Here is a 24,574-nt window from a genome sequence, read left to right as displayed (position 1 = left end):
TTGGCGCTGAGCTGCGAAAACGTAGCGGAATCGGACTTCTGGAATCTTTTCTGGCGAGATGTCCTAATTTGTTCACAATTCGCGGGTTCAATCGGGCGGTGATCGCGTCTGTTCGGTGCAGTGAATGTTGGTTCCGCCGGTCCAGTGGAATGCATTTCCGCAGGATGTTGCGCGCGAATTGTGATTTCGCAGGCAAGGAAGACTCTCCCTGGATTTGAATTCCGAAAGCAGTTTCGCCGTGAGATTCTTCGAGGGCGGAGGAGCGGCCTCCGCGCGTCCCGATCGGCTTCGCCGGGCTTGGCCGCTCCCGCGGGCCGCACTAGCCTTCGAGGAGTGCGATGACGGATCCGAAGCGCGCACGGGTCACCGGCGCGGAATTCCGGAGGCGACCATGAGCGCAGGATCGTGCCCCGTCGCCCGCTCGGTCTCGGCCGGCGCGGCGGCGTTCGACCCGTTCGGCGAGCGGTACCAGGCCGATCCGCCGGCTTCGCTGCGCTGGTCGCGCGACGAGGAACCGGTCTTCTACAGTCCCGAGATCGGCTACTGGGTGATCACCCGCTACGCCGACGTGCGGGCGGTGTTCCGGGACAACGTGCTGTTCTCGCCGTCGATCGCGTTGGAGAAGATCACCCCGGTCTCGGCGGCGGCCACCCGCAAGCTCGCCGAACACGGCTACGCCATGGACCGCACGCTGGTCAACGAGGACGAGCCCGCCCACCAGCCGCGGCGCAGGGCGCTCATGGGCTCCTTCGCGCCCGAGGCGCTGGCGGAGCACGAGCCGATGGTGCGCGAGCTCGCCCGCGAGTACGTCGACCGGTTCGTCGACGCGGGCGAAGCGGACCTCGTCGACGAGATGTTCTGGGAGGTCACCCTCACCGTCGCGCTGCACTTCCTGGGCGTGCCGGAGGAGGACGTGCCGACGCTGCGGAAGTACTCGATCGCCCACACCGTCAACACCTGGGGGCGCCCGTCACCGGAGCAGCAGGTGGAGGTGGCGGACGCGGTCGGACACTTCTGGCGGTACGCGGGCGAAGTCCTGGCGAAGCTGCGGGCGGACCCGTCCGGGCCGGGCTGGATGCCGTGCAGCATCCGGTTGCAGCAGCAGATGCCCGAGACCATCACGGATTCCTACCTGCACTCGATGATGATGGCCGGGATCGTCGCCGCGCACGAGACGACGGCCAACGCCGCGGCCAACGCGGTGAAGTCGTTGCTGGAGAACCGTTCCGCGTGGGACGAGCTGTGCGCGGACCCGTCGCTCATCTCCAACGCCGTCGAGGAATGCCTGCGGCACAACGGATCGGTCGCCGCCTGGCGGCGCGTGGCGACCGCCGACGCGGAGATCGGGGGCGTGTCGATCCCGCGCGGCGCGAAGCTGCTCATCGTCAACTCCTCGGCCAACCACGACGAACGCCACTTCGACGACCCGGACGGCTTCGACATCCGGCGCGACAACGCCGCGGACCACCTGACCTTCGGCTACGGCAGCCACCAGTGCCTGGGCAAGAACCTCGCCCGGATGGAACTGCAGGTGTTCCTGGAAGAGCTCACCAAGCGGCTCCCGCACCTGGAGCGGGTGCCCGGCCGGGAGCTGACGTACCTGCCCAACACGTCCTTCCGCGGGCCGGAGCACCTGTGGGTGCGCTGGGACCCGGCGGCCAACCCGGAGCGCCGCGACCCCGGACTGCTCGGCCGCGAGCACCCGGTGCGCATCGGGGAACCGGTCCGCCGCGCCCTCGCGCGAACCGTGACGGTCGACGCCGTCGAGCCGGTCGCCGACGGCGTCGTCTCGGTGACGCTGGCCGGTTCCGGGTTGCCGCGCTGGACACCCGGCGCGCACATCGACGTCGAGCTGGGGGAGCTGTCGCGGCAGTACTCGCTGTGCGGTGACCCCGCCGACCCGGACCGGTACCGGATCGCCGTGCTGCGCGAACCCGGGAGCAGGGGCGGGTCGCGATTCGTGCACGACCGGCTCGAAGCAGGGCAGGTGCTGCGGATCCGGGGGCCGCGCAACCACTTCCGGCTCGCCCCGGACGCCGGCGGTCACGTGTTCGTGGCCGGTGGCATCGGCATCACCCCGATCATCGCGATGGCCGACCAGGTCCGCGCCGCCGGTGGTACCTACGAGATCCACTACTGCGGGCGCGGCGAAACGACGATGGCGTTCCTCGACCGGCTCCGCGAAGACCACGGCGACGCGTTGACGGTGCACGCGCGCGGCGACCGGCTCGACGTCGCGGCGCTGCTCGCCGAACCCGTGCCGGGCGGGCAGGTCTACGCGTGCGGACCGCGAGGGCTGCTCGACGCGATCGAGGAGTCGATGCGGCACTGGCCGGCGGATTCCCTGCACGTCGAGCACTTCGGTGCGGTGGAGGCACTCCTCGACCCCGCCCGCGAGCACGCGTTCGACGTCGAACTCGCCGACTCCGGCGGTACCGTCGCCGTCCCCGCCAACGGGACGCTGCTGTCCGCGCTGCGCGCGGCCGGTGTCGACGTGCCCAGCGACTGCGAGGAGGGCCTGTGCGGTTCCTGCGAGGTCGCGGTGCTCGACGGCGCGATCGGCCACCGCGACCGGGTGCTGACCAAGGCCGAGCGCGCCGCCGGTCGCAGCATGATGACCTGCTGCTCGCGGGCGTGCGGCTCCACGTTGCGGCTCGGCCTCTGAGCGGATTCCCCTAGTCTTAGTCCACTGTGGACTGACGAGATCCGCGCGGTCGTCGTCGAAACGCGGTGCGAATTCGCCGTTCTGCCTGCACGCCGCGTTCCCGCCTCCTAGCCTGGCCCGAGGCGCACCGCAGCGACCGGACCACCTCTGCGCGGGAGGGACGAGCATGGCCGAGGCCGGGATCAACGTCAGCGACGAGTACGCACCGCTCATGCGGCGGCTGGACGCCATCGCCCCGCTGCTGGACGAGAACGCCGAACGGTCCGAGGAACTGGGCCGCCTCACCGACGTGGTCGTCGAGGCGCTGCGCGACACCGGTGTCTTCCGGGTCTGCATCCCCCGCGAACTGGGCGGCTACGAGTTCGCGCCGCACCAGATCATCGACTCCGTAGCCCGCCTCGCGCACGCCGACTCCACCGCGAGCTGGTCGGTGATGGCCCTGCAGATGGTGACCGGGACGACCGCCGCGTACCTCGGCGCGGAGGCGGCTCGCGACCTGTTCCCCGACGTGAGCAACGGCGACCACGCGTTGATCGCGGGCCAGGGGACCAAACCCGGCACCGCCGTGCGGGTCGACGGGGGCTACCGCATCACGGGCCGCTGGCACTTCGCCTCGGGACTGCCGCTGGCCGACCACGTCCACACCGCCGCGCAGTGCGAGCAGACCGGTGCGGCGCTCATCTGCACCCTGCCGAAAGACCAGGTGGGGCAGATCGACGACTGGGACGTGATGGGGCTGCGCGCGACCAGCAGCATCGACTACCGCTGCGCGGACGTCTTCGTGCCCGGCTCCCACGTCTACGAGGCGGCCACCACGGACAACCCGCACGGTGGCGCCCTCTACCGCGCGGGATTGGTGAACATGTCCTCCCTCTTCCACGCCGGTTGGGCGCTCGGCGTGGGCCGCCGCATGCTCGACGAGATGAAGGTGCTGGCCGCCGAGAAGACCGGCAAGCCCCACGCCGCCGTGGACACCGGCCAGTTCCACGCCGAATACGCCGAGGCGGAGAGCGCGTTGCGGTCGGCGCGCGCCTGGGTCCACGAGGTCTGGGCGGACAACGCGGCCACCCTGGTCCGCGGCGAACTCCTCACCGCCGAGCAGGAGACCCTGACCCGGTTGGCGTTGAACAACGCCACCTGGTCGGCGCAATCCGTCGGGCAGACCGTCTACAAGTGGGCCGCCACGGCGGCGTTGCGCCGCGGAGCGCTGCAGCGGTTCTTCCGCGACCTGCACGCCGGTACCCAGCACATCACCTCGGGACCGGTGGTCCTGCAGAACTGCGGCAAGTCCCTCAGCGGCTTGGCCCCCGGCTCCACCTGGACATTCCTAACCCTCCACGAAAACCCCTGACGGCCTTGTCGCTGTTCTCGGCCTGGGCAGGGGTCGGGTGGCGGAACCTCAGTCGTCTTCTCGCTGCGGGATCTTTTTCCCGAGTGGCTCCGCCACGAGGGAAAAAGCTGTCCTCGCGAGAAGACGACTGAGAACCCGCTGCAGTGCCGGTTGCTCTGGTGGTCGCTGCTCAGCGGCTTCGCCACTGACCGGACTAACGACGACTGACGCCTTGCTGTCAGCCGGGGGGCATCACGTTGTTCATCTGCTCCTGGACCGGGCCGATGATGTCGGGGTTCGACAGGCCGATGATGACGGCGATGCCGGCCAAGATGCCGAGGGCCAGCGCGATGATGCCCATGATCATGCCCGCGGTGGCGAGGCCTTGACCGGCCCGCTGCGGCTGAGAACCCTTCTTGCGGCCGATGATGCCGAGCACGATGGCGACGATCCCGAGCACGATCGCCAACGGTGCGAGCACGCCGACCAGGATGCAGAACAGGGACAGCAACCCCAGCACGAGGGCGGCCACCGCCATGGGGCTGTTCTTGACCGGCTCTGCCGTGCCGTTCGTGCGGTCGGCCCGGGCGTCATCGCCGCGCGTCCGATCGGCGGGTTCCTCGCCTGAGGGCCGCTCGACGGCGGACGCTCCGACGGCGGACGCCCCTCCGGCGGAAGCCCCGGCGGAGGGTGAGCCGGTGGTCCAGGAGGTCCTTTCGTTCGTCTCGACCTCATCGGGCCGGCGCTCTTCCTTGTTCGAGCGGTGTGAACCACGTGAGCTGCGCGAATGCGTCATGGCGAATCTCTTTCACGTTGAGTGGACCCCGGTGGATCGCCGGGTGCGCCGACGGCGGCGCCGTGTCGCGCCGACTCCCGGCGAACGGCCGCGGCGGATCGCGTGGAGCTGACCTCGTCGCTACCGGGTGCCCATCGCGGACGGGTGAACAAACCCACTGCGGATTCCGCGTCCGGGCGGCCTCAGAAGTCGGCGGGTTCTCGCCACGGCGGGGTTTCGGCGGGGTGCGCGGGGCATCATGCAGCGCGTCCAGCGGGGAGGGCGCGAGTTCTCCGGATCGACCCGATCCGGACCGGATCAACGGCAGGCGTGATGAGTGTGAACGAGAAGGTTGCGATGACCCGCTTCGGAGCGGCACGGCTCGGGTTGGTCGGCCTCGCCGTCGCGGCGTCGCTGGCCGCCTGCGGCCAGGGCGAGCAGGTGGCGTCCCCGAAGGACCCGAGCAACGAGTCCCCGTGCGACCTGGTGCCCTCCCAGACGATCCACGAGCTGGGTTTCCACGAGGCGGGCGAGGAGACCACCGACGGCTGCACCTGGAAGTCCGCGGGCGGTGGCGTGGAGCTCGCGGTCGGCGTGGAGCCGGAGCGCTCCGTGCAGGACTTCCGCGACGAGGCCGCGAAGTACTCCGACTTCGGCGAGCTGACCGTCGGCGAGCACCCCGCGGTCCGCGCCAACTCCGGCGACCCGAAGGCCGACGGCAAGTGCGAACTGGTCGTGGCCGCCAACGCCGAGCAGGCCGTCTCGGCCAAGGCCAAGATCCCCAGTGGGGCCACCGCGGACCCCTGCGCCCTCGCTCAACGAGCCCTCGACGCAGCCGTCCCCTCCTGGCCCGCGGCGGAGTGATCGCCCCGCTCCACAACGACTGAACCGCACCCCGGCGCGCTGCGGATCACCGTCCCGCCGGACGGGCGCGCGCTGGGACGGCGGCGGTGTCGAGCGGAAGGTGGCGCGGTTGCGGGAGGAGTGCGTGCACCGACTCTTCGCCCTGCGGCTCCGTGGTGGCCGAGCTGTCAGGCGGTGAAAGTGCGCGCACTCCTCCCGCAACCTGTTCGTGGGCGTGTGGGTGACCATTCGGGATCGGTGGCACTTCTGCACTGATTCGCACGCAGGTGGGCCGCTGCGGCTAGCGTGTACCTTGTTCATCCCCGATCGCCACCGGCCTGGATCGGCCATCGAGGAGCAGGCGTCACGCTACCGGCGGCACCCGGCCGAATCGTCCCGTCGGTCCCGCACCCGGTGATCGGCACGGACGAGTCGGCGGCCCCGCCGGAAAGGAACGACCGCATGCGGTACCGCGAGCTCGGCTCGTCCGGCCTGGAAGTCTCCGAGATCGCCCTCGGTTCCTGGATGTTCTTCGACGACGACACCGACCTGGAAGCCAACCGGGCGGTCACCGAGGCAGCGCTCGACGCGGGCATCACCCTGTTCGACACCGCCAACATCTACGGCAACGGCGCCGCGGAACTGGCCTGGGGGGAGATCCTCTCGCGCCACCCGAGGGATTCCTACCTGCTGGCCACCAAGGTCTGGGGCGCCATGCCGGAGACCGGACGGGGCCTGTCCGCGCCCAAGATCGCCCAGCAGATCGACGCATCGCTGACCCGCCTGCGCACCGACCACGTCGACCTCTACCAGGCCCACCGGTTCGACCCGGAGGTCCCGATCGAGGAAACGATCACCGCGCTGCAGCGCGTCGTGGAGCAGGGCAAGGCCCGCCACCTCGGTTTCAGCGAGTGGACGCCGGAGCAGATCCGGGCGGCGATCGATCTCGCCGGGCCGGAGCTGTTCGCGTCCTCGCAACCGCAGTACTCGATGCTGTGGCAGGCGCCGGAAGCCGAACTTTTCGGCCTGTGCGCCGAGAACGACATCGCGCAGATCGTCTGGTCCCCGCTGGCGCAGGGCATGCTCACCGGCAAGTACCGACCCGGCACGCCGCCGCCGGAGGGCAGCCGCCGAGTCGACGCGCAGGGCTCGCGGGCGATGACGGCGATCTTCGACGAGACCGTGGCGCTGGCCGCCGTCGACCGCTTGGCGCCCATCGCGGACGGGGCCGGGCTGGACCTCACGACGTTGGCCCTGGCGTGGGTGCTGCGCCGCGGTGAGGTCGCCGCCGCCATCGTCGGCGCCTCCCGGCCGGAGCAGGTCTGGGCGAACACCGCGGCCTCCGGGGTGGAGCTCTCCCCGGACGTGCTCGCGGCCGTGGACGACGCGCTGGGCGATGCCCCCGTGACCACCCCGACCCTCGCCCCCGGAGCAGTCGAAGGCGTCCGGCGCGGCTGAGCGCTCCGTCCGCAGGTCTTCGACGCGTGGCGGCTCGCGCACCTCGGCGGTGCCTCGCGTCGCGGACCGCGCGACCGGGTCCGGCGAGAGCGCACGCCTACGGCCTCGTCGGCAGCTCGCGGCGTTCGGTTCGGGGTGGGCGATCCGCCGTACGCGTGAAGTGGCGAGGCGACCTGTTCGGTGGCTGACGGCCGGGCTCGAATCGCAAGACAGTGGGGAGCACCGCCGATCACTCGCCGTGACGAGAGGGGCCGCCGATGCAGACGCCCGAGCCGTACGTCCTCGATCCGGACGCGACCGACATCCACGCCGAGGCCGCGCGCGTGCGCGAGCGCGGCCCGGTCGCGCAGGTGGTGCTACCGGGGGAGGTCGTCGCCTGGTCCGTCTCCGATCCGGCGACGTTGCGGCGGTTGCTGACCGACCCGAGGGTGTCGAAGGACCCGAATCGGCACTGGCCCGCTTGGATCAACGGGGAGGTCTCCGCGGACTGGCCGCTGATGGCGTGGATCGCCCGGCAGGACATGCTCAACGCGTACGGTTCGGAGCACCGGCGGTTGCGCTCGCTGGTCTCGCAGGCCTTCACGGCTCGCCGGGTCGAGGCGATGCGCCCGTGGATCGGGCGGGTCGTCGAAGAACTCCTCGACGAGCTCGCCGAGGACGGCGCCGACGTCGTCGACCTCCGCGCGCGGTTCTGCTATCCGCTGCCCATCGAGGTGATCTGCCAGCTGGTCGGCGTCCCCGAAGGCGGTCCGCGCGCGCAGCTGCGGTACCTCACCGACGTCCTGGTGTCCACCACGGCCGAACCCGGTGCTGCCGCCGCCGCGTTCGACGCCGGGCGGAACCTGTTCCTGGAGCTCATCGCCGAGCGCCGCCGCGACCCCGGCGACGATCTCACCAGCGCGCTGCTCACCCTCCGCGACGAGCAGCACTCCCTTCTCTCCGAGGAGGAGCTGATCCAGACCCTGCTCCTGCTCATCGGCGCCGGGCACGAGACGACCGCGAACCACCTCGACCACGCGATCACGGCCCTGCTCACCCACCCCGACCAGCTCGCGCAGGTCCGGTCCGGCGAGCGCGGCTGGGACGACGCGATCGAGGAAGCGCTGCGCTGGCAGCCGCCCGTCTCGGTGATGCCGCTGCGCTACGCCGTCGAGGACATCGCGGTCGGGGACGTGACGATCCGCGCGGGCGACCCGATCCTGGCGGCCTTCGGCAGCGCCAACCGGTGCCCGCGAGCGCACCAGGACGCCGATCGCTTCGACATCACCCGCGAGGACAAGGAACACCTGACCTTCGGTCACGGCACGCACTTCTGCCTCGGCTCGTCGCTGGCCCGCCTGGAATCGGCGCTCGCACTACCGGCCCTGTTCGACCGCTACCCGAACCTGTCGCTCGCGGTCCCGGCGGCCGAGCTCCGCCCCTACCCCTCCTTCATCTCCAACGGCCACGCCGAACTCCCAGTCTATTTAGGACTGTGATCAGCGGTCGTCACTACAGCCAGTCGTGTTCGCGGGCGTAGCGGGCTGCTTCGTGGCGGGTTCGGGTCTGGGTCTTCTGCAGGGCGCTCGACAGGTAGTTGCGGACGGTGCCTTCCGCGAGGTGCAGGCGTGCGGCGATCTCGGCGGCCGAGAAGCCGTCGCGGGTCGCGCGCAGGACGTCGAGTTCGCGTTCGGTGAGCGGGCAGTCGTCGACTACCGCGAGCGCGGAGACGTCGGGGTCGATCCAGCGCTTGCCCGCGTGCAGCGCCTTGATCACCGACGTGATGTGCGCGGGTTCCGCGGATTTGCTGACGAAGCCCTGGACGCCGAGCTTCAACGCGCGGCGCAGCACGCCGGGCCGCGCGTGCCGGGTGAGCATGAGGATCACCTGTCCCGGTCGTTCCCGGCGGATCTCGGCGACGGCGCCGAGGCCGTCGACCCGCGGCATCTCCAGGTCGATCACGAGCACGTCCGGCTCGTGCCGCAGGGTGGCGGTGACCGCGGCCCGGCCGTCCTCGGCTTCGGCGAGCACCGTGATCTCGCCTTCCAGGGGTAGCAGGGCGGAGAGCGCCTTGCGCAGCAGCGCCTCGTCGTCGGCGAGCACCACCGTGGTCATCGGGTCTCCTCCCGGTCCGGCAGGTCGCGGAAGGCCGCCGCGGTGCGGAACCGGCCGTCCCGCCGCGACACCTCCAGCTCGCCGCCGTGATCGGCGACGCGCTCGCGCAGCGCGGCGAGCCCGCTCAGCTCCGGCGGACCGGACTCCGCCGCGCCGTCGTTGACGATGGTGATGCCGGTGACCGACAGCGTGATCCGGACCTGGCCTGCCTGGGCGTGGCGCAGGATGTTCGTCGTGGTCTCGCGCAGGACCTGGCCGAGCAGCTCGCCGATGCGCGGGTGCGCGTCGGCTTCGCGTTCGACGCGCACCCGAATCCCCGCCGCCTCGAAGAGGTTCTTCGCGTTCTCCAGCTCCGCGGACAGGTTCAGCCGCCGCTGGGCGTGCGCGAGTTCCTTGGTCTGCACGATGGTGTCGCCGACCAGGGTGTGCACCTCCCGCAGTTCCTCCCGCACCCGGCCGGTGTCGACGTCCAGCAGCTTCTCGGCGAGCGCGACCTTCAGCTTCACCACGTGCAGCGTGTGGCCCTGGATGTCGTGCAGGTCCCCGGCGAAGCGCATGCGCTCGCGCATCACGGCCAGTTCGGCGTCCCGCTCCCTCGACTGCTCCACTTCGGCGATCAGGTCGTAGAAGCGCTGGTTGAGGAACACGAAAGCGGTCCCCACCGGCAGGGTCAGGGCGGGCACCACGACGTACTGGAAGAGCCGGGCGCCGGTGTCGTCGCCGTGGACGAGCAGGTTCGCCGCACCCAGCGCGGCGACGAAGGCGGTCAACCCGAGCAGCGCCGCGAGCCGGTGGCGGCGCAGCGGCGGGATCAGGAACGCGCCCACGAGGCAGACCCCGTAGGCCGCGCCGTAGGCGTCGGTGAGCGCCCCGGCGAGCCACACCGCCGCGGTCACGACCAGGCAGGGCCGGGCGACGCGGAGGAAGTCGCCCGCCGTCCAGCGCTCGGCGGTCGCCACGGCCGCCGCGACTCCCACGGCCTGGATCACGACGTGCGCCCAGGTTTGGGCCGTGAGCACCAGCGAGGCCACGCCGGCGATCGCGACCGGCGGCACCGTCGTGATCAGGTTGAGCGTGCGCAGCCGCTTCTGCAGCGCGCCACCGGTCCAGCTCGGGCGGCCCGCGGGGCGGGTGTCGGTCATGGTCCTCCGGTTCGGGCGGTGGTTCTCGCCGAGCATGCCGCACCGGTCGGCGACGCCACCAGTGACACCACGTCAGGTCCGCGGGGGCGGCCACGTCACGGTGCGGTGGTGACGCGGCCGCACTACTGAGCGGCCCCGGATCGCGATGAGATCGGGACATGCCCACGACACCGGTCCTCGTCGCCCTCGGCCTCGCTCCCTGGGCCCTGCCCGCACCCAGGCATCGACCGGCCGCCCTGCGAACCAGGTCGGCGGACGCGCCCCGCTCTCTCCGGCCGTGCGAGCACGCCTCGGCCACGGCTGCCGAGGCGTCTCCGCGATGACCGGCGGGACCCGCGTCGCCGACCGCGACCGGACGATGCACGCGAGAAGGAGTTCGATGCGCAGGTTCCTGCTGCCGGTGGCCCTCGGCGCCGCCCTCGCCGCGACGACCTCGGTGGTGGTCCCGGCGCTGTCCGCGGCACCGGCCACCGATGAGCTGAACTGGGGCCCCTGCCCGGAAACGCCCGTTCCGACACCGGATCTGGAGTGCACGACGCTGCGGGTCCCGCTGGACCACCGGGACCCCGGAGGCCCCACCATCGAGCTCGCGATCTCGCGCCTGCCCAGCACGAATCCCGAGCAGCGGCGCGGTGTGCTGTTCACGAACCCGGGCGGGCCCGGCGGCAGCGGGCTGGACTACCCGCAGCTGCTCACGAGCACGGCGCTGCCCTCGCCGCTGCCGCGCAGCGTGCGCGACCGGTACGACGTGATCGGGTTCGACCCGCGCGGAGTCGGTCATAGCACGCCCGTGACGTGCGACCTGACGCCGGAGCAGCTGGCCATCGGGAACCTGCCCTACGCGAACGACCCGGCCGACGTGGTGCGGCAGGCGGAGGTCGCGAAAGCGGAGGCCCGCCAGTGCGCGGAAGCCGAGACCGGCGCGATGCTGCCGCACACCACCACGGCGAACACCGCCCGCGACATGGACCGGATCCGCGCGGCGCTGGGGGAGCCCACGGCGTCCTACCTCGGCGCCTCCTACGGCAGCTACCTGGGCGCGGTCTACGCGACGTTGTTCCCCGAGCGCGGCGACCGGATCGTGCTGGACAGCAACCTCGGTCCGGGCGGCTACGGCATCGAGGCGATGCGGGCCTTCGGCCGCGGCATGCAGGAGCGGTTCCCGGACTTCGCGGAGTTCGCCGCCCGGCACCCCGAACACGGGCTGGGCACCACACCGGACGAGGTGACCGCGAAGTACCACGAGCTCGCCGCCCGCCTGGACCGCGAACCGGTCGCGGCCTACACCGGCTCGATCTTCCGCGGCATGACGTTCTCCTCGCTGTACGGCTCGGACATGGGTGCGCTGGCGCGGGCGTGGCGGTCCCTGGACCGGGGCGAGGAACCCGAGGTGCCGGGCGGTGAGCCGCCGGTGTCGGACAACGTCCCGGCGGCCCGCTTCGCCGTGCTCTGCGGCGACTCGGCCTGGCCGCGTTCGGTGCAGAGCTACCAGCGGGACGTAGCGGTCGACCGGGAGCGGTACCCGCTGATCGGCGCTGCCTCGGCGAACATCGCGGCCTGCGCGTTCTGGGCGACGGACCCGGTCGAGCCGAAGGTGGCGATCACCGACGGCGGCCCGTCGAACGTGCTCATGGTGCAGAACGAGCGCGACCCGGGGACGCCGTTGAGCGGCGCGCGCGAACTGCGGTCGGCGCTCGGCGAGCGCGCCCGGATGGTGACCGTCGAGGAGGGCGGTCACGGCGTCTACGCGGTCGGCGCCAACCGCTGCGCGAACGACGCGGTGACGGAGTTCCTGGTCACGGGTGAGCGGCCGGAGGACACCACCTGCGCGGCGCAGCCCCGCTGAAGGCTCGTCGCGGCGTGCGGCTTCCTCGGCGTCCCTTGGTTGTGTGCGGCGGCGATTTCTCAGGTATATCGGCGAAATCGCTGCCCGCTCGCGGAAGCCGCCGCGAACCCGCCGGGGATCGGCTCTCGGCGTCCGACCACCGCTCCGCGGCAGACCAGGAGGACGACCGCACCTCGCGGGTGACCGCCGACGCCGATCACTCCCGCGGGGGACGGGTGCGGAGTTGGTTGCGGAGGATCTTGCCGGCGGCGGATTTCGGGATCACGTCGACGAATTCGACGGCGCGGACCTTCTTGTGCGGGGCGATCCGCTCGGCCACGTAGGCGAGGACCGCGTCGGGGGAGAGCTCGCTCCCGGCGCGTCGCACGACGAACGCCTTCGGCACCTCCTCGCCGTGGTCGTCGCGGATGCCGATCACCGCCGCGTCGTCGACGGCCGGGTGGGTGAGCAGCAACGCCTCCAGCTCGGCGGGCGGCACCTGGTAGCCCTTGTACTTGATCAACTCCTTGACGCGGTCGACGATCGTGAGCACGCCGTCGGCGGTGATCGTCGCGACGTCGCCGGTGTGCAGGTAGCCGTCCGCGTCGAGGGTCTCCGCGGTGGCCGCGGCGTTGTTCAGGTAGCCGGACATGACGTTCGGGCCGCGCACCCACAGCTCACCGCGCTCGCCGGGCCCGACGTCCGCGCCCGTCGCCGGGTCCACCAGGCGGCACTCGACTCCGGGCAGCGGGACACCGCAGCTCGCCGGGTCGAGGTCCAGCCGGTCCTCGGGGACCGCGTGCGACACCGGGGACATCTCGGTCATCCCGTAGCCCTGCACGACCGCGCACCCCAGCCGTTCGGTGAGCGCCTTGCCGAGCTCCCCGTCCAGCGGCGCGGCGCCGGAGAAGACGATCTCCAGGCTGGACAGGTCGTAGGAGTCGACGAGCTCGTCCTTGGCCAGCGCGAGCACCGTGGGCGGCGCGACGTAGAGCTTGCGGACCCGGTGCTCGCGCACCAGGCGCAGCATCTCGGCGAGCTCGAAGCGCGGCATCGTGGTCAGCGGCGCGCGGGTGTGCAGGCAGTGGTTCATCAGCACGGTCATGCCGTAGATGTGGAACAGCGGCAGCACGGCCAGCTGAGCGCTGCCCCTGGTCGAGGACACCATCCGGTCGAACTGCAGGACGTTGGCGACGAGGTTGCGGTGGATCAGCACCACGCCCTTGGCCCGGCCGGTGGTGCCCGAGGAGTACGGCAGCACCGCCGTGCCACCGCCGCCGGTGACCGGCGCGGGCGGCGCGCCGCGCTCCGCCGCGAGCTCGGCGAGGTCGCAGTGCCCGTCGGCGGGTTCGAGGGTGAACACCGCGTCCGGGTCGATCCCGGCCTTCGCCGCGGCCGCCACCACCTTGTCCCGCAGTGCCGCCGCCGTGATGACGAACCGGGCGCCCGAGTCGGCGAACTGGTTCGCCAGCTCCCCGGCCGTGTAGAGCGGGTTCGCCGTCGTCACGGTGGCGTTGGCGCGCAGCGCGCCGTGGAAGGCCAGCACCCACTCCGGGGAGTTCGCCCCGACCAGTCCGATCACGTCTCCGGTGCGGGCACCGCGAGCGTGCAGTCCGGCGGCGACGCCGTGCACGGCGGTGTGCAGGTCGCCGAACGTCATCGCGGTGCCGGTCGTGCCGTCGACGAGCGCGGTCTTGTCGGCGTGGTCCCCGGGGCCCGCCCCGAACAGGAACTCGGTCAGCGAGACGTCCGGGACGTCGACGTCGGGGTACGGGCTGCGGATCGCCATGGGACTCCTCGAATCTCTGCTGCGAGCTCGGTGCGGGTAGCTGGTGGGGCGGAAGCTCTGCGGATTCCACTGCGCAGGGGCGCGTTTTCGTGCATGTCCACTGTGGATTCGCCGTCCTCGCGGGGAAGTCGCTTAGGACCCGCCGGTGGTCGGCTTCGTCGAGCCGGTCACTGCTCAGCGGCTGCACCGCTGAGCAGCTCGGGGCGCGAGATCACGGGCTCTCAGGGACGGCGCGGCGGCCGGAGGCGTGCCCGGCCGCGCGGTAGGCGTAGGTGTAGTTGCGGGCGTTGGCCAGCCCGGTGACGTACCCGCGCAGCTCGCGGGTGGCCGCGGCGTTGCCCGTCGCGTAGAGCCCGTCGACCGGGGAACCGTCGCGCCGGAGCACCCGGGCGTCCCGATCGATCCGCAGGCCGAGCGTGCCCATGCCGAACCCGACCAGGGACAGTTCGAGGGCGTGGAACGGAGGTGTCCGCAGCGCGCCCAGGCAGGGGTTCGGCCCGTGGGCCGGGTCGCCGTAGGTCCGCCGCACGAACGGCAGCGAACCCCGGCCGAACTCGGGATCCTCGCCGAGGTCGGCGGCCCGGTTGAACTCGGCGACGGTCCGCTCCAGCCCGTTCTCGTCGACGCCGATCAGCCCGGCCAGCTCGCGGAGGTCGTCGGCGCGCGGGATCGAGCTCGGCCACGGCGCGCCCGGCGCGTGCGGGCCTATGCCGTAGCGGCGGCGGAACTCGTCGTCGACGACGAACCAGCACGGCACGTTCGCCCACCGGCGCTGCCGGGCGTCGAAGCGGCGCAGCGCGCTGATCAACGCGCCGTAGTAGCTCTCGTCGCCGAACCGGCGCCCGTCCCGGTTCACGATCAGCGAGTGCGGCGAGCCGAGGTGCGTCAGCAGCGGTCGCACCAGCGGGACGTCCGTGCCGGGGTGGACCTCGCCGGGGAACGCGTACCCGACGCTGAAGAACGGGTCGGCGCCCCGGACCAGGCCCGCTCCCGTCTGCTCGGCGAGCGCGATCGAATCGCCGTCGACCACCGGAGGCGCGCTCTCGACGAGTTCCGGCAGGTCCTCCAGTTCCGCGCCCTGCGGAGAGCCGCCGTAGCCGCCCGCCGCGATCAGCACGCCGCCGCGGGCCCGGACCCGCACCTGCCCGTGCGGCCCGTCGAGCACGGCGCCGACGACGGTCGTGCCGTCGAGCAGCAGCTCGCGCGCCCTGGACTCCAGCAGGCACTCGACGCCCCGGCGCACCAGCGCCTCCCGGACGAACGCGGCGGCGAGCCCGACCCCGTGGGTCAAGCGGTCCGCGTCCCGCTCGTCGCGGCGCGAATCGGCGTACTGCTCGGTGCGGCTGACGCCCACGTCGTAGTACGGCCCCGGCCGCAGGTGCTCCCGCCACGGGCCGAGCTCCCGGCCGTCGACGACGCACTCGAACAACCGCCCTTCGGCCGTCGAACCGGGCGCGGGGTAGTAGAGGTCCGGAGCTCCCGGGATGGTCCGCAGCGGCACGCCCGCCGACGCGAACCACGCGGTCGCCTCCCGGGCGTCGTGGAGGTAGTCGCGCCGGGCCGCGCGGTCCACCGGGCGGTCGCCCTGGACGTGGTCCAAATAGGACTCGACCGCGTCGATCGGGGCGTCCTGCGGTGACTGCAGGGGATTCCCGCCGACCCAGACGAACCCGCCGCTGTAGGCCGCGACGCCGCCCACGAACTCGGACCGCTCGGCGACGAGGACCTCGCCGCCGAGCTCGGCCGCCCGCACCGCCGCGGCGAGCCCGCCGAGCCCACCACCGATGCAGAGGAAGTCCACCTCCCGGTCCACCACCACGTCGGCGTCCGGCGCGGCGGACGGAGCCTCCGCAGGTGTGCGGCGGATCGGATCGAGCACGGTCGATCTCCTCTCGGAAACTGCGGTCGAATTCCTGTGCTGAGGGGCCTTTGCAGCGTGATCTTCTGGTCGTTGTCCTGTCAGCGGCGAAGCCGCTGAGCAGTGACCGGCTTGAGCAAGCCGACCACCGGCGGGTTCTCAGCGGCTTCCTCGCGAGGACAGCAATTTTGCGTGTGGCGGAGCCACTCGAAAAATTGATCCCGCAGCGAGGAAGCCGCTGAGGTTCCGCTGAGCAACCAGCTACGCAGGTCAATCTGAAAGAATTCCTAAGCGGTCACACCGGCAGCCGTTCGCGGCTGGTCTCCCGCATGGTCAGCACCGTCACGAGACCGACCACCGCGACGCCCATCACCCAGAACGCCGGAGCCATCGGGTCCCCGGTGCTCTGCACGAGCTGCGCGGCGATGTAGGGCGCGCTGCCCCCGGCGATGATCGTGCCGACGTTGAAGCCCAGCGCCACGCCGGTGTAGCGCACGCGTCGCGGGAACAGCTCGGTGAACTGGGGGAACGCCGGGACCTGCGCGAAGCCGTTGAACGACATGTAGACGACGTAGACGAGCCCGACGACGACGATGCTCGACGTCGCCCCGAGCACCGCGAAGGCGGGCCAGGCGATGACCAGGTAGCCGACGTACGCGGTGATCAGCACCGGCCTGCGCCCGAACCGGTCCGAGAGCGCACCGGCGATCGGGTACGTCACGCAGGCGAGCGCGATGCCGATCGCCGAGGTCCAGTACACCGCCTGCTCCTCGAAACCGAGATCGTTGATCAGGTAGACGTTGAAGTAGGTCAGGCCGATGTAGCCGCTGCCGTTCATCGCGATCGCGATGCCGATGACCCGCAGCACCGCGCCCGGGCGCTCCTTGACGACCTGCAGCAGCGGACTGCGCACGACTTCCTGCTTGTCGGCCATCTCGGCGAACTCCGCGGTGTCCTCCAGCCGGACCCGCACCCACAGGCACAGCACCGCCAGCGGGATGGAGATCAGGAACGGGATCCGCCACCCCCACGCGGCCATCTGCTCGTCGGTGGTCAGCGTGCTGACCAGGCCCACGATCGCCGCCGACAGCGCGAAGCCGAAGGTCGAGCCGAGCGCCGTGACCGAGCCGTAGAGCCCGCGCCGCCGGGGCGGGGCGGACTCCGCGACGTAGGTCGCCGCGCCGCCGATCTCGCCGCCCGCCGAGAACCCCTGCGCCAGCCGGATCAGCACCAGCAGCACCGGCGCGAGCACGCCGACCGCGGAGTACGTCGGCAGGATGCCCAGCAGCCCGCAGCACACGCCCATCGCCACGACCGTCACGACCAGCGCGTGCCGCCGGCCGCGGCGGTCGCCGAGCCGCCCGAAGAACCAGCCGCCGATCGGCCGCATCACGTACGCGGAACCGAACACCGCCAGCGTGAGCAGCAGCGACACGGCGGGCTGGCCGCTGGGGAAGAACAGCGGGCCGATCGTCACGGCGAGGAAGGCGTAGACGCTGAAGTCGTAGTACTCGATCAGCGTGCCGACGCCGCCCGCCATGGCGGCGCGGCGGGCCATCGCCGGGTTCGTCCCGGTCGTCGTCGCCGCACCGGCGGGTGAGGTCGTGTCGGGCATGGTGGAGCTCCTGATCATCGTTGATCGGGTCGGCGGAACGGGTCGCCGGTGAGGTGGTGGTCGGCGCGAGCCCTCAGCGCGGCGGGCCGGAATCGGCGGCGTGCTCGGCGAGCAGGAGCTTCAGCGAACCGCCCGCCTCGATCACCCGCCGCGCCCGGTCGCTGGGCGGCTCGCCGTGCAGCTCGGTGCCGCCGGAGCGGACCACGGCCCGCCGCCACTCGACCGCCACGTCGTCGCCGGTGCCGACCGCCGTGCTGATGCCCGGCACCGTCAGCAGCGGCATGCCGTTGTAGGTCTCGCCGCGCCAGAAACCGGGGGAGAAGGACTCCGCCAGGACCGCCGCGATGCCCAAGTCGCGCAGCGCGACCATCGGCGGGTAGTGCGGGTGCCCGTAGCCGAAGTTCCGGCCGCCCACGATCACGTCGCCCGGCCGCACGCGGTCGGCGAAATCCGGGTCGTAGGCCCGCATCACCTTGCCGCGCAGGAAATCCGCGTCGTAGGACTTGATGTTCTCGACGCCGATCACCAGGTCGATGTCGAAGTCGTCGCCGAACACCCAGGCCACCCGGCCGCGGATGACGTCCGGCGGCGGCGGGTAGTCGCGCGCGGCGCTCATGCCCGCGTCACCTCCTCCGCCGAGGTGATGGTGCCCGCGACGGCGCTCGCCGCGACCGTGTAGGCCGAACCCATGTAGATGTTCGCCTCGGTGCTGCCCATCCGGCCGGAGATGTTGAGCACGCCGGTGGAGATGCAGTTCTCGTCGGCTTGCAGCGGTTTCTGGTAGCCGAAGCAGAAGTCGCAGCTGGAGCGGGCGATCTGCGCACCCGCGGCCCGCAGCACGTCGAGCAGCCCCTCGGCCTCGGCCTGCCGGTGCACGGCGTCGGAGGTCGGCACCACGTTGAGCTCCACGCCCGGACCGACCTGCCGCCCGTCCAGGACCAGGGCCGCGGCCCGGATGTCCTCGATCCGCCCGCTGGCGCAGGAACCGATGAACGCCTTGGTGACGGGAGTGCCGGACAGCTCTGCGGCGCCGCGGGTGTTGGCGGAGCGGGCCGAACCGGGCAGCACCACCTGCGGGCGCAGCGCCGAGAGGTCGATGGTGTGCACGGCCGCGTACTCGGCGCCGGGATCGGGCAGCTGCGGGGTGAAGTCCGCCGCCGCGACCCGCCGCGCGTAGGACAGCGCGGCCTCGTCGGGCTCGAACACCGCCGACACCGCGCCGGTGAACATCGCCATCCCGCACAGGCCCTGCCTGCGGTCGATGGACATCGACCGCGCGCCCGGCCCGGCGAACTCCATCACCTGGTGCGCGCACCCGTCGGCGCCGAACTCGCCGATGATGTGGTGCACCAGGTCCCTGCTGTCCACGCCGGGGGCGAACTCGCCGGTCAGCTCGAAGCGGGTGGTGCGGGGGACGTCGAGGTGGATCCGCCCGGAGACCCACGCCTCCAGCAGGTCCCGGCGCACGCCCCAGCCCAGCGCGCCGAACGCGCCCGCGCCGGAGATGTGGCCGTCGAAGTGGATCAGGAAGTTGCCCGGCAGCGCGTAGCCGAGCTCGGCCATCACCTGGTGCCCGATGCCCTGGGCCTCGTGCAGCGGGATGCCGTAGAACTCGCACCAGTCGCGGGTGACCTGGTGGACCTCCTGCTCCTTGTCGGTGCCCTTGGTGAGCATGTGGTCGATGAACACGAGGTAGCGCTCCGGCTCGGCGAGCTCGCGGATGCCGAAGTCGTCGTGCATCTGCCGGAACATCACGTCGGTGTAGCCGGGGAAGTCGTAGGCGATCATGTGGTCCGGCCGCACCGGCAGGTTCTCGCCCGCTTTCACGGAGGCGACGCCCGCGGCCCTGGCCAGGATCTTCTCGGTGATCGTGCTCGGCATGGCGCTCCTTCAGGCCGTTTCGGCGGCGGGCAGGTACGAGCGCTGCTGGCGCTCGATCTCCGGCATGCCGATGAGCTCGACGAAGTCGTGGTGCGCGGTGGCGTCGGCGCTGACCTGCGCCGGGGGTTCACCGGCGGCGAGCCGGCGCAGGGATTCCTGAGCGGCGCCGGTCACCGCCATCAGCACCTGGGTGGGCAGCAGCGCGATACGGACGCCGATCTGCTCCATCACCTCGGGGGTGAACTCCCGCTCGGTCCACGCCGAGGCGGTCAGCGTCGCCATCAGCGGGACGCCGGCGACCTCGTGGCAGCGCCGCCATTCCTCGGTGCTGGTGAACGTCTTGGTGACCGGCATGATCAGGTCCGCGCCCGCCGCCGCGTAGGCCTCGGCGCGGCGCAGCGCCTCGTCGCCCTTGGCGTCGGTGCGGGCGATCACGAGCATCCCCGTGGCCGCCGCCGCGTCGCGCACCGCGCGGATCTTGCCGGTGGCCTCGGGCAGGTCGAGCAGTTCGAGCTCGGCTCCGGGGATGAGCGGGCAGCGCTTCGGGGAGCGCTGGTCCTCCATGAACACGGCGGCGACCCCGGCGTCGGCGAACCGGCGCGCGGTCCGGGCGGCGTTGACGGCGTTGCCGTAGCCGGTGTCGATGTCGGCGATGACGGGCAGCGGGCTGGCCTCGCGGATCGTGCGGACGGCCTGCAGGTTCTCCGACATCGTGTAGAGCTCGGCGTCCGGGTAGCCCAGCGCCGCGGAGATCGCGAACCCGGACGCGCACAGCGCCGGGAATCCCGCCTGCTCCGCCAGCCGTGCGGTGAGCCCGTCCCAGACACCGGGTGCCTGGACGAGTCCTTCGTTGATCATCTCGCGCAGATCCACTGACCACTCCCTTGTGTATCGTGATCCGAAACGCGTTACGAAACTGTGCGGGAGGGGGCGGGCCATGTCAAGCAATCGGCACCGCGGGGCTGGTGACGGCCCGTCCACGCCCCGCGCGCCGGACGAGGTGGCGGCTCGGCCACCAGCGGGACACTGATCGAGTACCGGGCGGCGAGGACTCGCTAGCCTGGTACGCCACGGACGCGACGGGTGAGGTGACGGTGGGACAAGAGGCTGCCGAAGACGGCGCCGGGCGGGAGACCGTCGGCTCGGTGCTGCGCGCCTGCCAGCTGCTCGGCCACTTCAGCGCGCAGCGGCCGGTGATCACGCTCGCGGAGCTCACGGCCGCCAGCGGGCTGAACAAGCCGACCGTGCACCGGCTGATGAGCTCGTTCGTCGAAGCGGGCTGGATGCACCGCGACCACAGCGGCGCCTACCGCGTCCGGATGCCGGTGTTCACCATCGGCGCCGCCGCGCTCGCCGGGTTCGACCTGCGCACCGAGGCGCGGCCGGAGCTCGAAGCGCTGGCCGAGCGCTTCGGCGACACGGCGTTCCTGATGGTCCCCTCCGGCGCCGGGGCCGTGTGCATCGACCGGGTCGAGGGCGGCAAGCCCATGGTGCTGGCCGCGGTCGCCATCGGATCGGTGCTGCCGTTCCACGCCGCCGCGGCACCCGTGGCGATGGTCGCGTTCGACTCCGAGCTGCGCCGCCGGGTCCTGCGGGAACCGCTGCCCGCGTTCACCGGCGAGACCGTGGTCGACCCGGCGGAGTTCGCCGAACACCTCGACCGGGCGCGAGCGGAAGGGATCGCCCGCAGCCGCAACGACTACCTGCACGGCGTCTCAGCGGTGGCCGCTCCCGTGCTCGGCTCCGGCGAGTCGCTGATCGGCACGATCAGCCTCGGCGGCCACAGCGACGACTTCACCGGTGCCGCCGGTGACGACCGGGCCGAAGCGGTCCGCGCCGCGGCGAACCGCCTCAGCACCACCCTGAACGCCGCCCGGGTTTAGCTTGCCGTGTTTTGATCTCGGCTTGAGTGGCTGGTTGGGTGGCGGAACCTCAGCTGCTTCCTCGCTGCGGGATCTTTTTTCCAAGTGGCTCCGCCACGAGGAAAAAAGCTGTCCTCGCGAGGAAGCAGCTGAGAACCCGCTGGTGGTCTTTTTGCTCTGGTGGTCGCTGCTCAGCGGCTTCGCCGCTGACAAGACAACGACCAACAACGACGCTGAAAGGCAAGATCAAACGCAGGCGGTAGTGCCGTCATTTTCTCGCGAAATCGCGGGGCTTCAGTCCCAGGTGAGGAAGCGGTAGTGGAGGCCGGTGGTGGATTCCTGCCAGTCCCCGGTGGAGTCGGGGGCGCGGTCGATCTCGGGGGCGAGGGTGTCGCCTTCGAAGAGTTCGCGGATCTCGGTGACGACGACGCGGTCCGCGAACGGCAGCGCCGCGGCGTAGACGGCCGCGCCGCCGATGATCCACACGTCCCCGTCGGCCGCGTCGAGGGCCTCGCGCAGGTCGGGGAAGGTCTCCGCGCCGTCCTGCGGCGTGCGCGAGAGCACAAGGTTGCGCCTGCCCGGCAGCGGCCGGAACCGCGGCGGCAGCGACTCCCAGGTGCGGCGGCCCATCAGCACGGTCGCGCCCGAGGTCACCGAGCGGAAGTGCTTGAGGTCCTCGGGCAGGTGCCACGGCATCGTGCCGTCGCGGCCGATGACGCCGTTGGCCGACTGCGCCCAGATCAGCCCGATCACACCGCCACCGGCGCCTTGATACCGGGGTGCGGGTCGTAGCCCTCGACCACGAAGTGCTCGTAGGTGTAATCGAACAGGCCGTCCGCGGGCTGCAAGGTCAGCTCGGGGAAGGGCCACTGCTCGCGGGAGAGCTGCTTGCGCACCTGCTCCTCGTGGTTGTCGTAGATGTGGCAGTCCCCGCCGGTCCAGATGAAGTCGCCGACCTCCAGGCCCGCCTGCGCGGCCATCATGTGCGTCAGCAGCGCGTAGCTGGCGATGTTGAACGGCACGCCCAGGAACAGGTCCGCGCTGCGCTGGTAGAGCTGGCAGGACAGCTTGCCGTCGGCGACGTAGAACTGGAAGAACGCGTGGCACGGCGGCAGTGCCATCCGCGGGATGTCCGCGACGTTCCACGCGGACACGACGATCCGCCGGGAGTCGGGGTTCTCGCGCAGCGTGCGCAGCACCTCGCTGAGCTGGTCGATGTGCTCGCCGTCCGGGGTCGGCCAGGACCGCCACTGCACGCCGTAGATCGGGCCGAGGTCGCCGTCGGGCGCGGCCCACTCGTCCCAGATCGTCACGCCGTTCTCCCGCAGCCACCCGACGTTCGAGTCGCCGCGCAGGAACCACAGCAGCTCGTAGGCGACGGAGCGGAAGTGGACCTTCTTCGTCGTGATCAGCGGGAAGCCGTCGGAGAGCCGGTAGCGCAGCTGGTGGCCGAAGATCGATCGCGTGCCGGTGCCGGTCCGGTCGTCCTTGCGGGAACCCGTGTCGAGCACGTGGCGGAGCAGGTCCTCGTACTGCGCATCAACCATGCCCGCGAGCGTAGACGTCGCTCGGATCGGCGGAGGTAGGGCGGTCGGGGCGGCGGATCCGGCCCGGAGAGGACCGGTGCTCGCGGTGATGTCGTTCGACATCGGGGAGGCGGTGGTGGCCGGCAGGCCACACCTCCTACGGCCCGCCGCCGGAGTGCGGCGGCGACCCGTCCCGCGCGCCCGGTCGCCGATGTCCCAGCGCAGAGCGGAGTCGGCACCGAGGTGATCCGCGAGCGCACCTGGCCCGAGAGCGTCCGGATCAACACCGACGAGAGTCCCGCCCGCGACCGGCTCCGCAGCTGAAGCGGGCGGTCCCGGGCCCTGGGACCGCCCGCCTCGCGGCGTGCTCAGCCGTTCTGCGGGAAGCCCAGGTTCAGCCCGGCGTGGCTCGGGTCGAGCCAGCGGGTCGTGACGACCTTGCCGCGGGTGAAGAAGTGCACGCCCTCGGTGCCGTGCGCGTGGGTGTCGCCGAACAGCGAGTTCTTCCAGCCGCCGAAGCTGTAGTAGGCCATCGGCACCGGGACCGGCACGTTGACGCCGATCATGCCGACCTCGACCTCGTTCTGGAACCGGCGGGCGGCGCCGCCGTCGCAGGTGAACAGCGCGGTGCCGTTGCCGTAGGGGTTGGCGTTGATCAGGTCGACGGCCTGCTCGTAGGTCTGCACCCGCACCACCGAGAGCACCGGGCCGAAGATCTCGTCGGTGTAGACGCCCATGTCGGTGCGGACGTGGTCGAGCAGCGTGGGGCCGACGAAGAAGCCCTCGCCGTCGGCGTCGAACTCGCCCGCGCGGCCGTCGACGACGACGGTGGCGCCGTCGGCCTCGCCGCCGTCGACGTAGCCCGCCACCCGGTCCCGGGAGGCGCGGGTGATCAGCGGGCCCATGTCGCAGGAGCGGCGGCCGTCGCCGGTGCGCAGCCCGCGCGTCCGTTCGGCGATCTTGGCCACGAGGGTGTCGGCGATGTCGCCGACCGCGACGAGCGCGGAGATGGCCATGCAGCGCTCACCGGCGGAACCGAACCCGGCGTTGACCGCCTGGTCGGCGGCGAGGTCGAGGTCGGCGTCCGGGAGCACGACCATGTGGTTCTTCGCGCCGCCCAGGGCCTGCACGCGCTTGCCGTGGGCGGTGGCGGTCTCGTAGACGTAGCGGGCGATCGGCGTCGAGCCCACGAACGAGATGGACTTGACGTCCGGGCTGGTCAGCAGTGCGTCGACGGCCGTCTTGTCCCCGTTGAGGACGTTGAACACGCCGTCTGGCAGACCGGCCTCGCGCCACAGCTCGGCCATCCACAGCGCGGCCGAGGGCACCTTCTCCGACGGCTTGAGCACCACGGTGTTGCCCGCCGCGATCGCGATGGGGAAGAACCACATCGGCACCATGGCCGGGAAGTTGAACGGGCTGACGATCCCGGTCACGCCCAGGGGCTGGCGCACCGAGTGGACGTCGACCCCCGTGGAGGCGTTCTCGGTCGCGGAACCTTTGAGCAGGTGCGGCATGCCGCAGGCGAACTCGACGACCTCCTGACCGCGGGCGACCTCGCCGGCGGCGTCGGACAGGACCTTGCCGTGCTCGGCGGTGATGAGCTCGGCGAGCTCCCCGGAGCGGGCGTTGAGCAGTTCGCGGAAGCGGAACAGGACCTGCACCCGCTTGGCCAGCGAGGTGTCCCGCCAGCCGGGGAACGCGGCCTTCGCCGCCGCGATCACGGCGGCGGCCTCGTCCTCGTCGGCCAGCGGGAGGTGCGCGGTGACGGCGCCCGTCGCCGGATTGGTGACCTCGGCGAAGCGCCCCGAGGTGCCGTCGAGTCGTTGCCCGCCGGACCAGTGGTGCAGCGTGCGGGCGGTGCCTGCCGAGTCCTCCCGGCGGGGTGGTGCGGTGACCATGGGAACCTCT

At 71.6% G+C, this 24,574-nt stretch carries 20 protein-coding genes; 8 read left to right on the top strand and 12 right to left on the bottom strand.

All coding sequences use genetic code 11. The features are described 5' to 3' along the window. Positions 1–391: 391 nt before the first annotated feature. Positions 392–2,665, top strand: a complete 2,274-nt coding sequence (locus tag BJ969_RS16725) for a cytochrome P450/oxidoreductase (RefSeq protein ID WP_184479833.1) — start codon at positions 392–394, stop codon at positions 2,663–2,665. 166 nt (positions 2,666–2,831) lie between these two features. Next, complete coding sequence (locus tag BJ969_RS16720; RefSeq protein ID WP_184479832.1) at positions 2,832–4,016, top strand: acyl-CoA dehydrogenase family protein; 1,185 nt, start codon at positions 2,832–2,834, stop codon at positions 4,014–4,016. Positions 4,017–4,233: 217 nt separating this feature from the next. On the opposite strand, the gene BJ969_RS16715 is transcribed toward BJ969_RS16720, so the two are convergent. Continuing rightward, positions 4,234–4,791, bottom strand: a complete 558-nt coding sequence (locus tag BJ969_RS16715; protein ID WP_184479831.1) for a DUF4190 domain-containing protein — start codon at positions 4,789–4,791, stop codon at positions 4,234–4,236. Between the two features lie 336 nt (positions 4,792–5,127). On the opposite strand from BJ969_RS16715, the gene BJ969_RS16710 reads away from it, so the two are divergent. The 3 genes from BJ969_RS16710 to BJ969_RS16700 all read left to right on the top strand — a co-directional run bounded on the left by BJ969_RS16710 (position 5,128) and on the right by BJ969_RS16700 (position 8,549). Next, entirely contained in the window at positions 5,128–5,634 is a 507-nt protein-coding gene (locus BJ969_RS16710; protein WP_184479830.1) for a DUF3558 family protein, read from the top strand. Between the two features lie 441 nt (positions 5,635–6,075). Beyond that, positions 6,076–7,071, top strand: coding sequence for an aldo/keto reductase (locus BJ969_RS16705; protein WP_184479829.1), 996 nt, complete (start codon positions 6,076–6,078; stop codon positions 7,069–7,071). Between the two features lie 257 nt (positions 7,072–7,328). Continuing rightward, positions 7,329–8,549, top strand: coding sequence for a cytochrome P450 family protein (locus tag BJ969_RS16700; RefSeq protein WP_184479828.1), 1,221 nt, complete (start codon positions 7,329–7,331; stop codon positions 8,547–8,549). 13 nt (positions 8,550–8,562) lie between these two features. Here BJ969_RS16700 and BJ969_RS16695 read toward each other — a convergent pair whose 3' ends face one another. Continuing rightward, positions 8,563–9,165: a response regulator transcription factor gene (locus tag BJ969_RS16695; protein WP_184479827.1), complete on the bottom strand. Its 603-nt coding sequence runs from the start codon at positions 9,163–9,165 to the stop codon at positions 8,563–8,565. Further along, complete coding sequence (locus tag BJ969_RS16690) at positions 9,162–10,307, bottom strand: sensor histidine kinase (protein WP_184479826.1); 1,146 nt, start codon at positions 10,305–10,307, stop codon at positions 9,162–9,164. Before BJ969_RS16690 ends, BJ969_RS16695 begins: the two co-directional genes overlap by 4 nt. A gap of 379 nt (positions 10,308–10,686) precedes the next feature. Between BJ969_RS16690 and BJ969_RS16685 the strand changes: the two genes are divergently transcribed. Further along, positions 10,687–12,153, top strand: coding sequence for an alpha/beta hydrolase (locus BJ969_RS16685; RefSeq protein WP_184485391.1), 1,467 nt, complete (start codon positions 10,687–10,689; stop codon positions 12,151–12,153). Between the two features lie 196 nt (positions 12,154–12,349). Here the strand turns inward: BJ969_RS16685 and BJ969_RS16680 are convergent, their stop codons facing one another. The 6 genes from BJ969_RS16680 to BJ969_RS16655 all read right to left on the bottom strand — a co-directional run bounded on the left by BJ969_RS16680 (position 12,350) and on the right by BJ969_RS16655 (position 20,148). Then, entirely contained in the window at positions 12,350–13,921 is a 1,572-nt protein-coding gene (locus BJ969_RS16680) for an AMP-binding protein (protein ID WP_184479825.1), read from the bottom strand. Positions 13,922–14,132: 211 nt separating this feature from the next. Next, positions 14,133–15,800, bottom strand: coding sequence for an FAD-binding protein (locus BJ969_RS16675; RefSeq protein WP_184479824.1), 1,668 nt, complete (start codon positions 15,798–15,800; stop codon positions 14,133–14,135). 274 nt (positions 15,801–16,074) lie between these two features. Then, positions 16,075–17,394, bottom strand: coding sequence for an MFS transporter (locus BJ969_RS16670; protein ID WP_184479823.1), 1,320 nt, complete (start codon positions 17,392–17,394; stop codon positions 16,075–16,077). A gap of 73 nt (positions 17,395–17,467) precedes the next feature. Continuing rightward, positions 17,468–18,010: a 3-isopropylmalate dehydratase small subunit gene (locus BJ969_RS16665; protein ID WP_184479822.1), complete on the bottom strand. Its 543-nt coding sequence runs from the start codon at positions 18,008–18,010 to the stop codon at positions 17,468–17,470. Next, positions 18,007–19,275, bottom strand: coding sequence for a 3-isopropylmalate dehydratase large subunit (locus BJ969_RS16660; RefSeq protein ID WP_184479821.1), 1,269 nt, complete (start codon positions 19,273–19,275; stop codon positions 18,007–18,009). The genes BJ969_RS16665 and BJ969_RS16660 overlap by 4 nt, the downstream gene beginning before the upstream one ends. A 9-nt stretch (positions 19,276–19,284) precedes the next feature. Beyond that, entirely contained in the window at positions 19,285–20,148 is an 864-nt protein-coding gene (locus BJ969_RS16655) for an isocitrate lyase/PEP mutase family protein (protein ID WP_343071447.1), read from the bottom strand. A gap of 221 nt (positions 20,149–20,369) precedes the next feature. On the opposite strand from BJ969_RS16655, the gene BJ969_RS16650 reads away from it, so the two are divergent. Together BJ969_RS16650 and BJ969_RS29820 are read left to right on the top strand one after the other, a co-directional pair. Next, positions 20,370–21,158: an IclR family transcriptional regulator domain-containing protein gene (locus BJ969_RS16650; protein ID WP_184479819.1), complete on the top strand. Its 789-nt coding sequence runs from the start codon at positions 20,370–20,372 to the stop codon at positions 21,156–21,158. Between the two features lie 22 nt (positions 21,159–21,180). Further along, positions 21,181–21,456 carry a hypothetical protein gene (locus BJ969_RS29820; protein WP_221315850.1) on the top strand — a complete coding sequence of 92 codons (276 nt, stop codon included), beginning with the start codon at positions 21,181–21,183 and terminating at the stop codon, positions 21,454–21,456. Here the strand turns inward: BJ969_RS29820 and BJ969_RS16645 are convergent. From BJ969_RS16645 to BJ969_RS16635, 3 genes are all read right to left on the bottom strand, one after another. After that, entirely contained in the window at positions 21,432–21,890 is a 459-nt protein-coding gene (locus BJ969_RS16645; protein ID WP_184479818.1) for a dihydrofolate reductase, read from the bottom strand. The two genes, BJ969_RS29820 and BJ969_RS16645, sit on opposite strands and share 25 nt — an antisense overlap. Further along, positions 21,887–22,684, bottom strand: a complete 798-nt coding sequence (locus BJ969_RS16640; protein WP_184479817.1) for a thymidylate synthase — start codon at positions 22,682–22,684, stop codon at positions 21,887–21,889. The genes BJ969_RS16645 and BJ969_RS16640 overlap by 4 nt, the downstream gene beginning before the upstream one ends. 347 nt (positions 22,685–23,031) lie before the next feature. Further along, positions 23,032–24,564 carry a CoA-acylating methylmalonate-semialdehyde dehydrogenase gene (locus BJ969_RS16635; protein WP_184479816.1) on the bottom strand — a complete coding sequence of 511 codons (1,533 nt, stop codon included), beginning with the start codon at positions 24,562–24,564 and terminating at the stop codon, positions 23,032–23,034. Positions 24,565–24,574: the final 10 nt, after the last annotated feature.

The organism is Saccharopolyspora gloriosae, from assembly GCF_014203325.1.
Classification (GTDB): Bacteria; Actinomycetota; Actinomycetes; order Mycobacteriales; family Pseudonocardiaceae; genus Saccharopolyspora_C; species Saccharopolyspora_C gloriosae.
The sequence above is the reverse complement of the archived record's forward strand: the minus strand, read 5'-3'. Positions and strand labels throughout refer to the sequence as shown.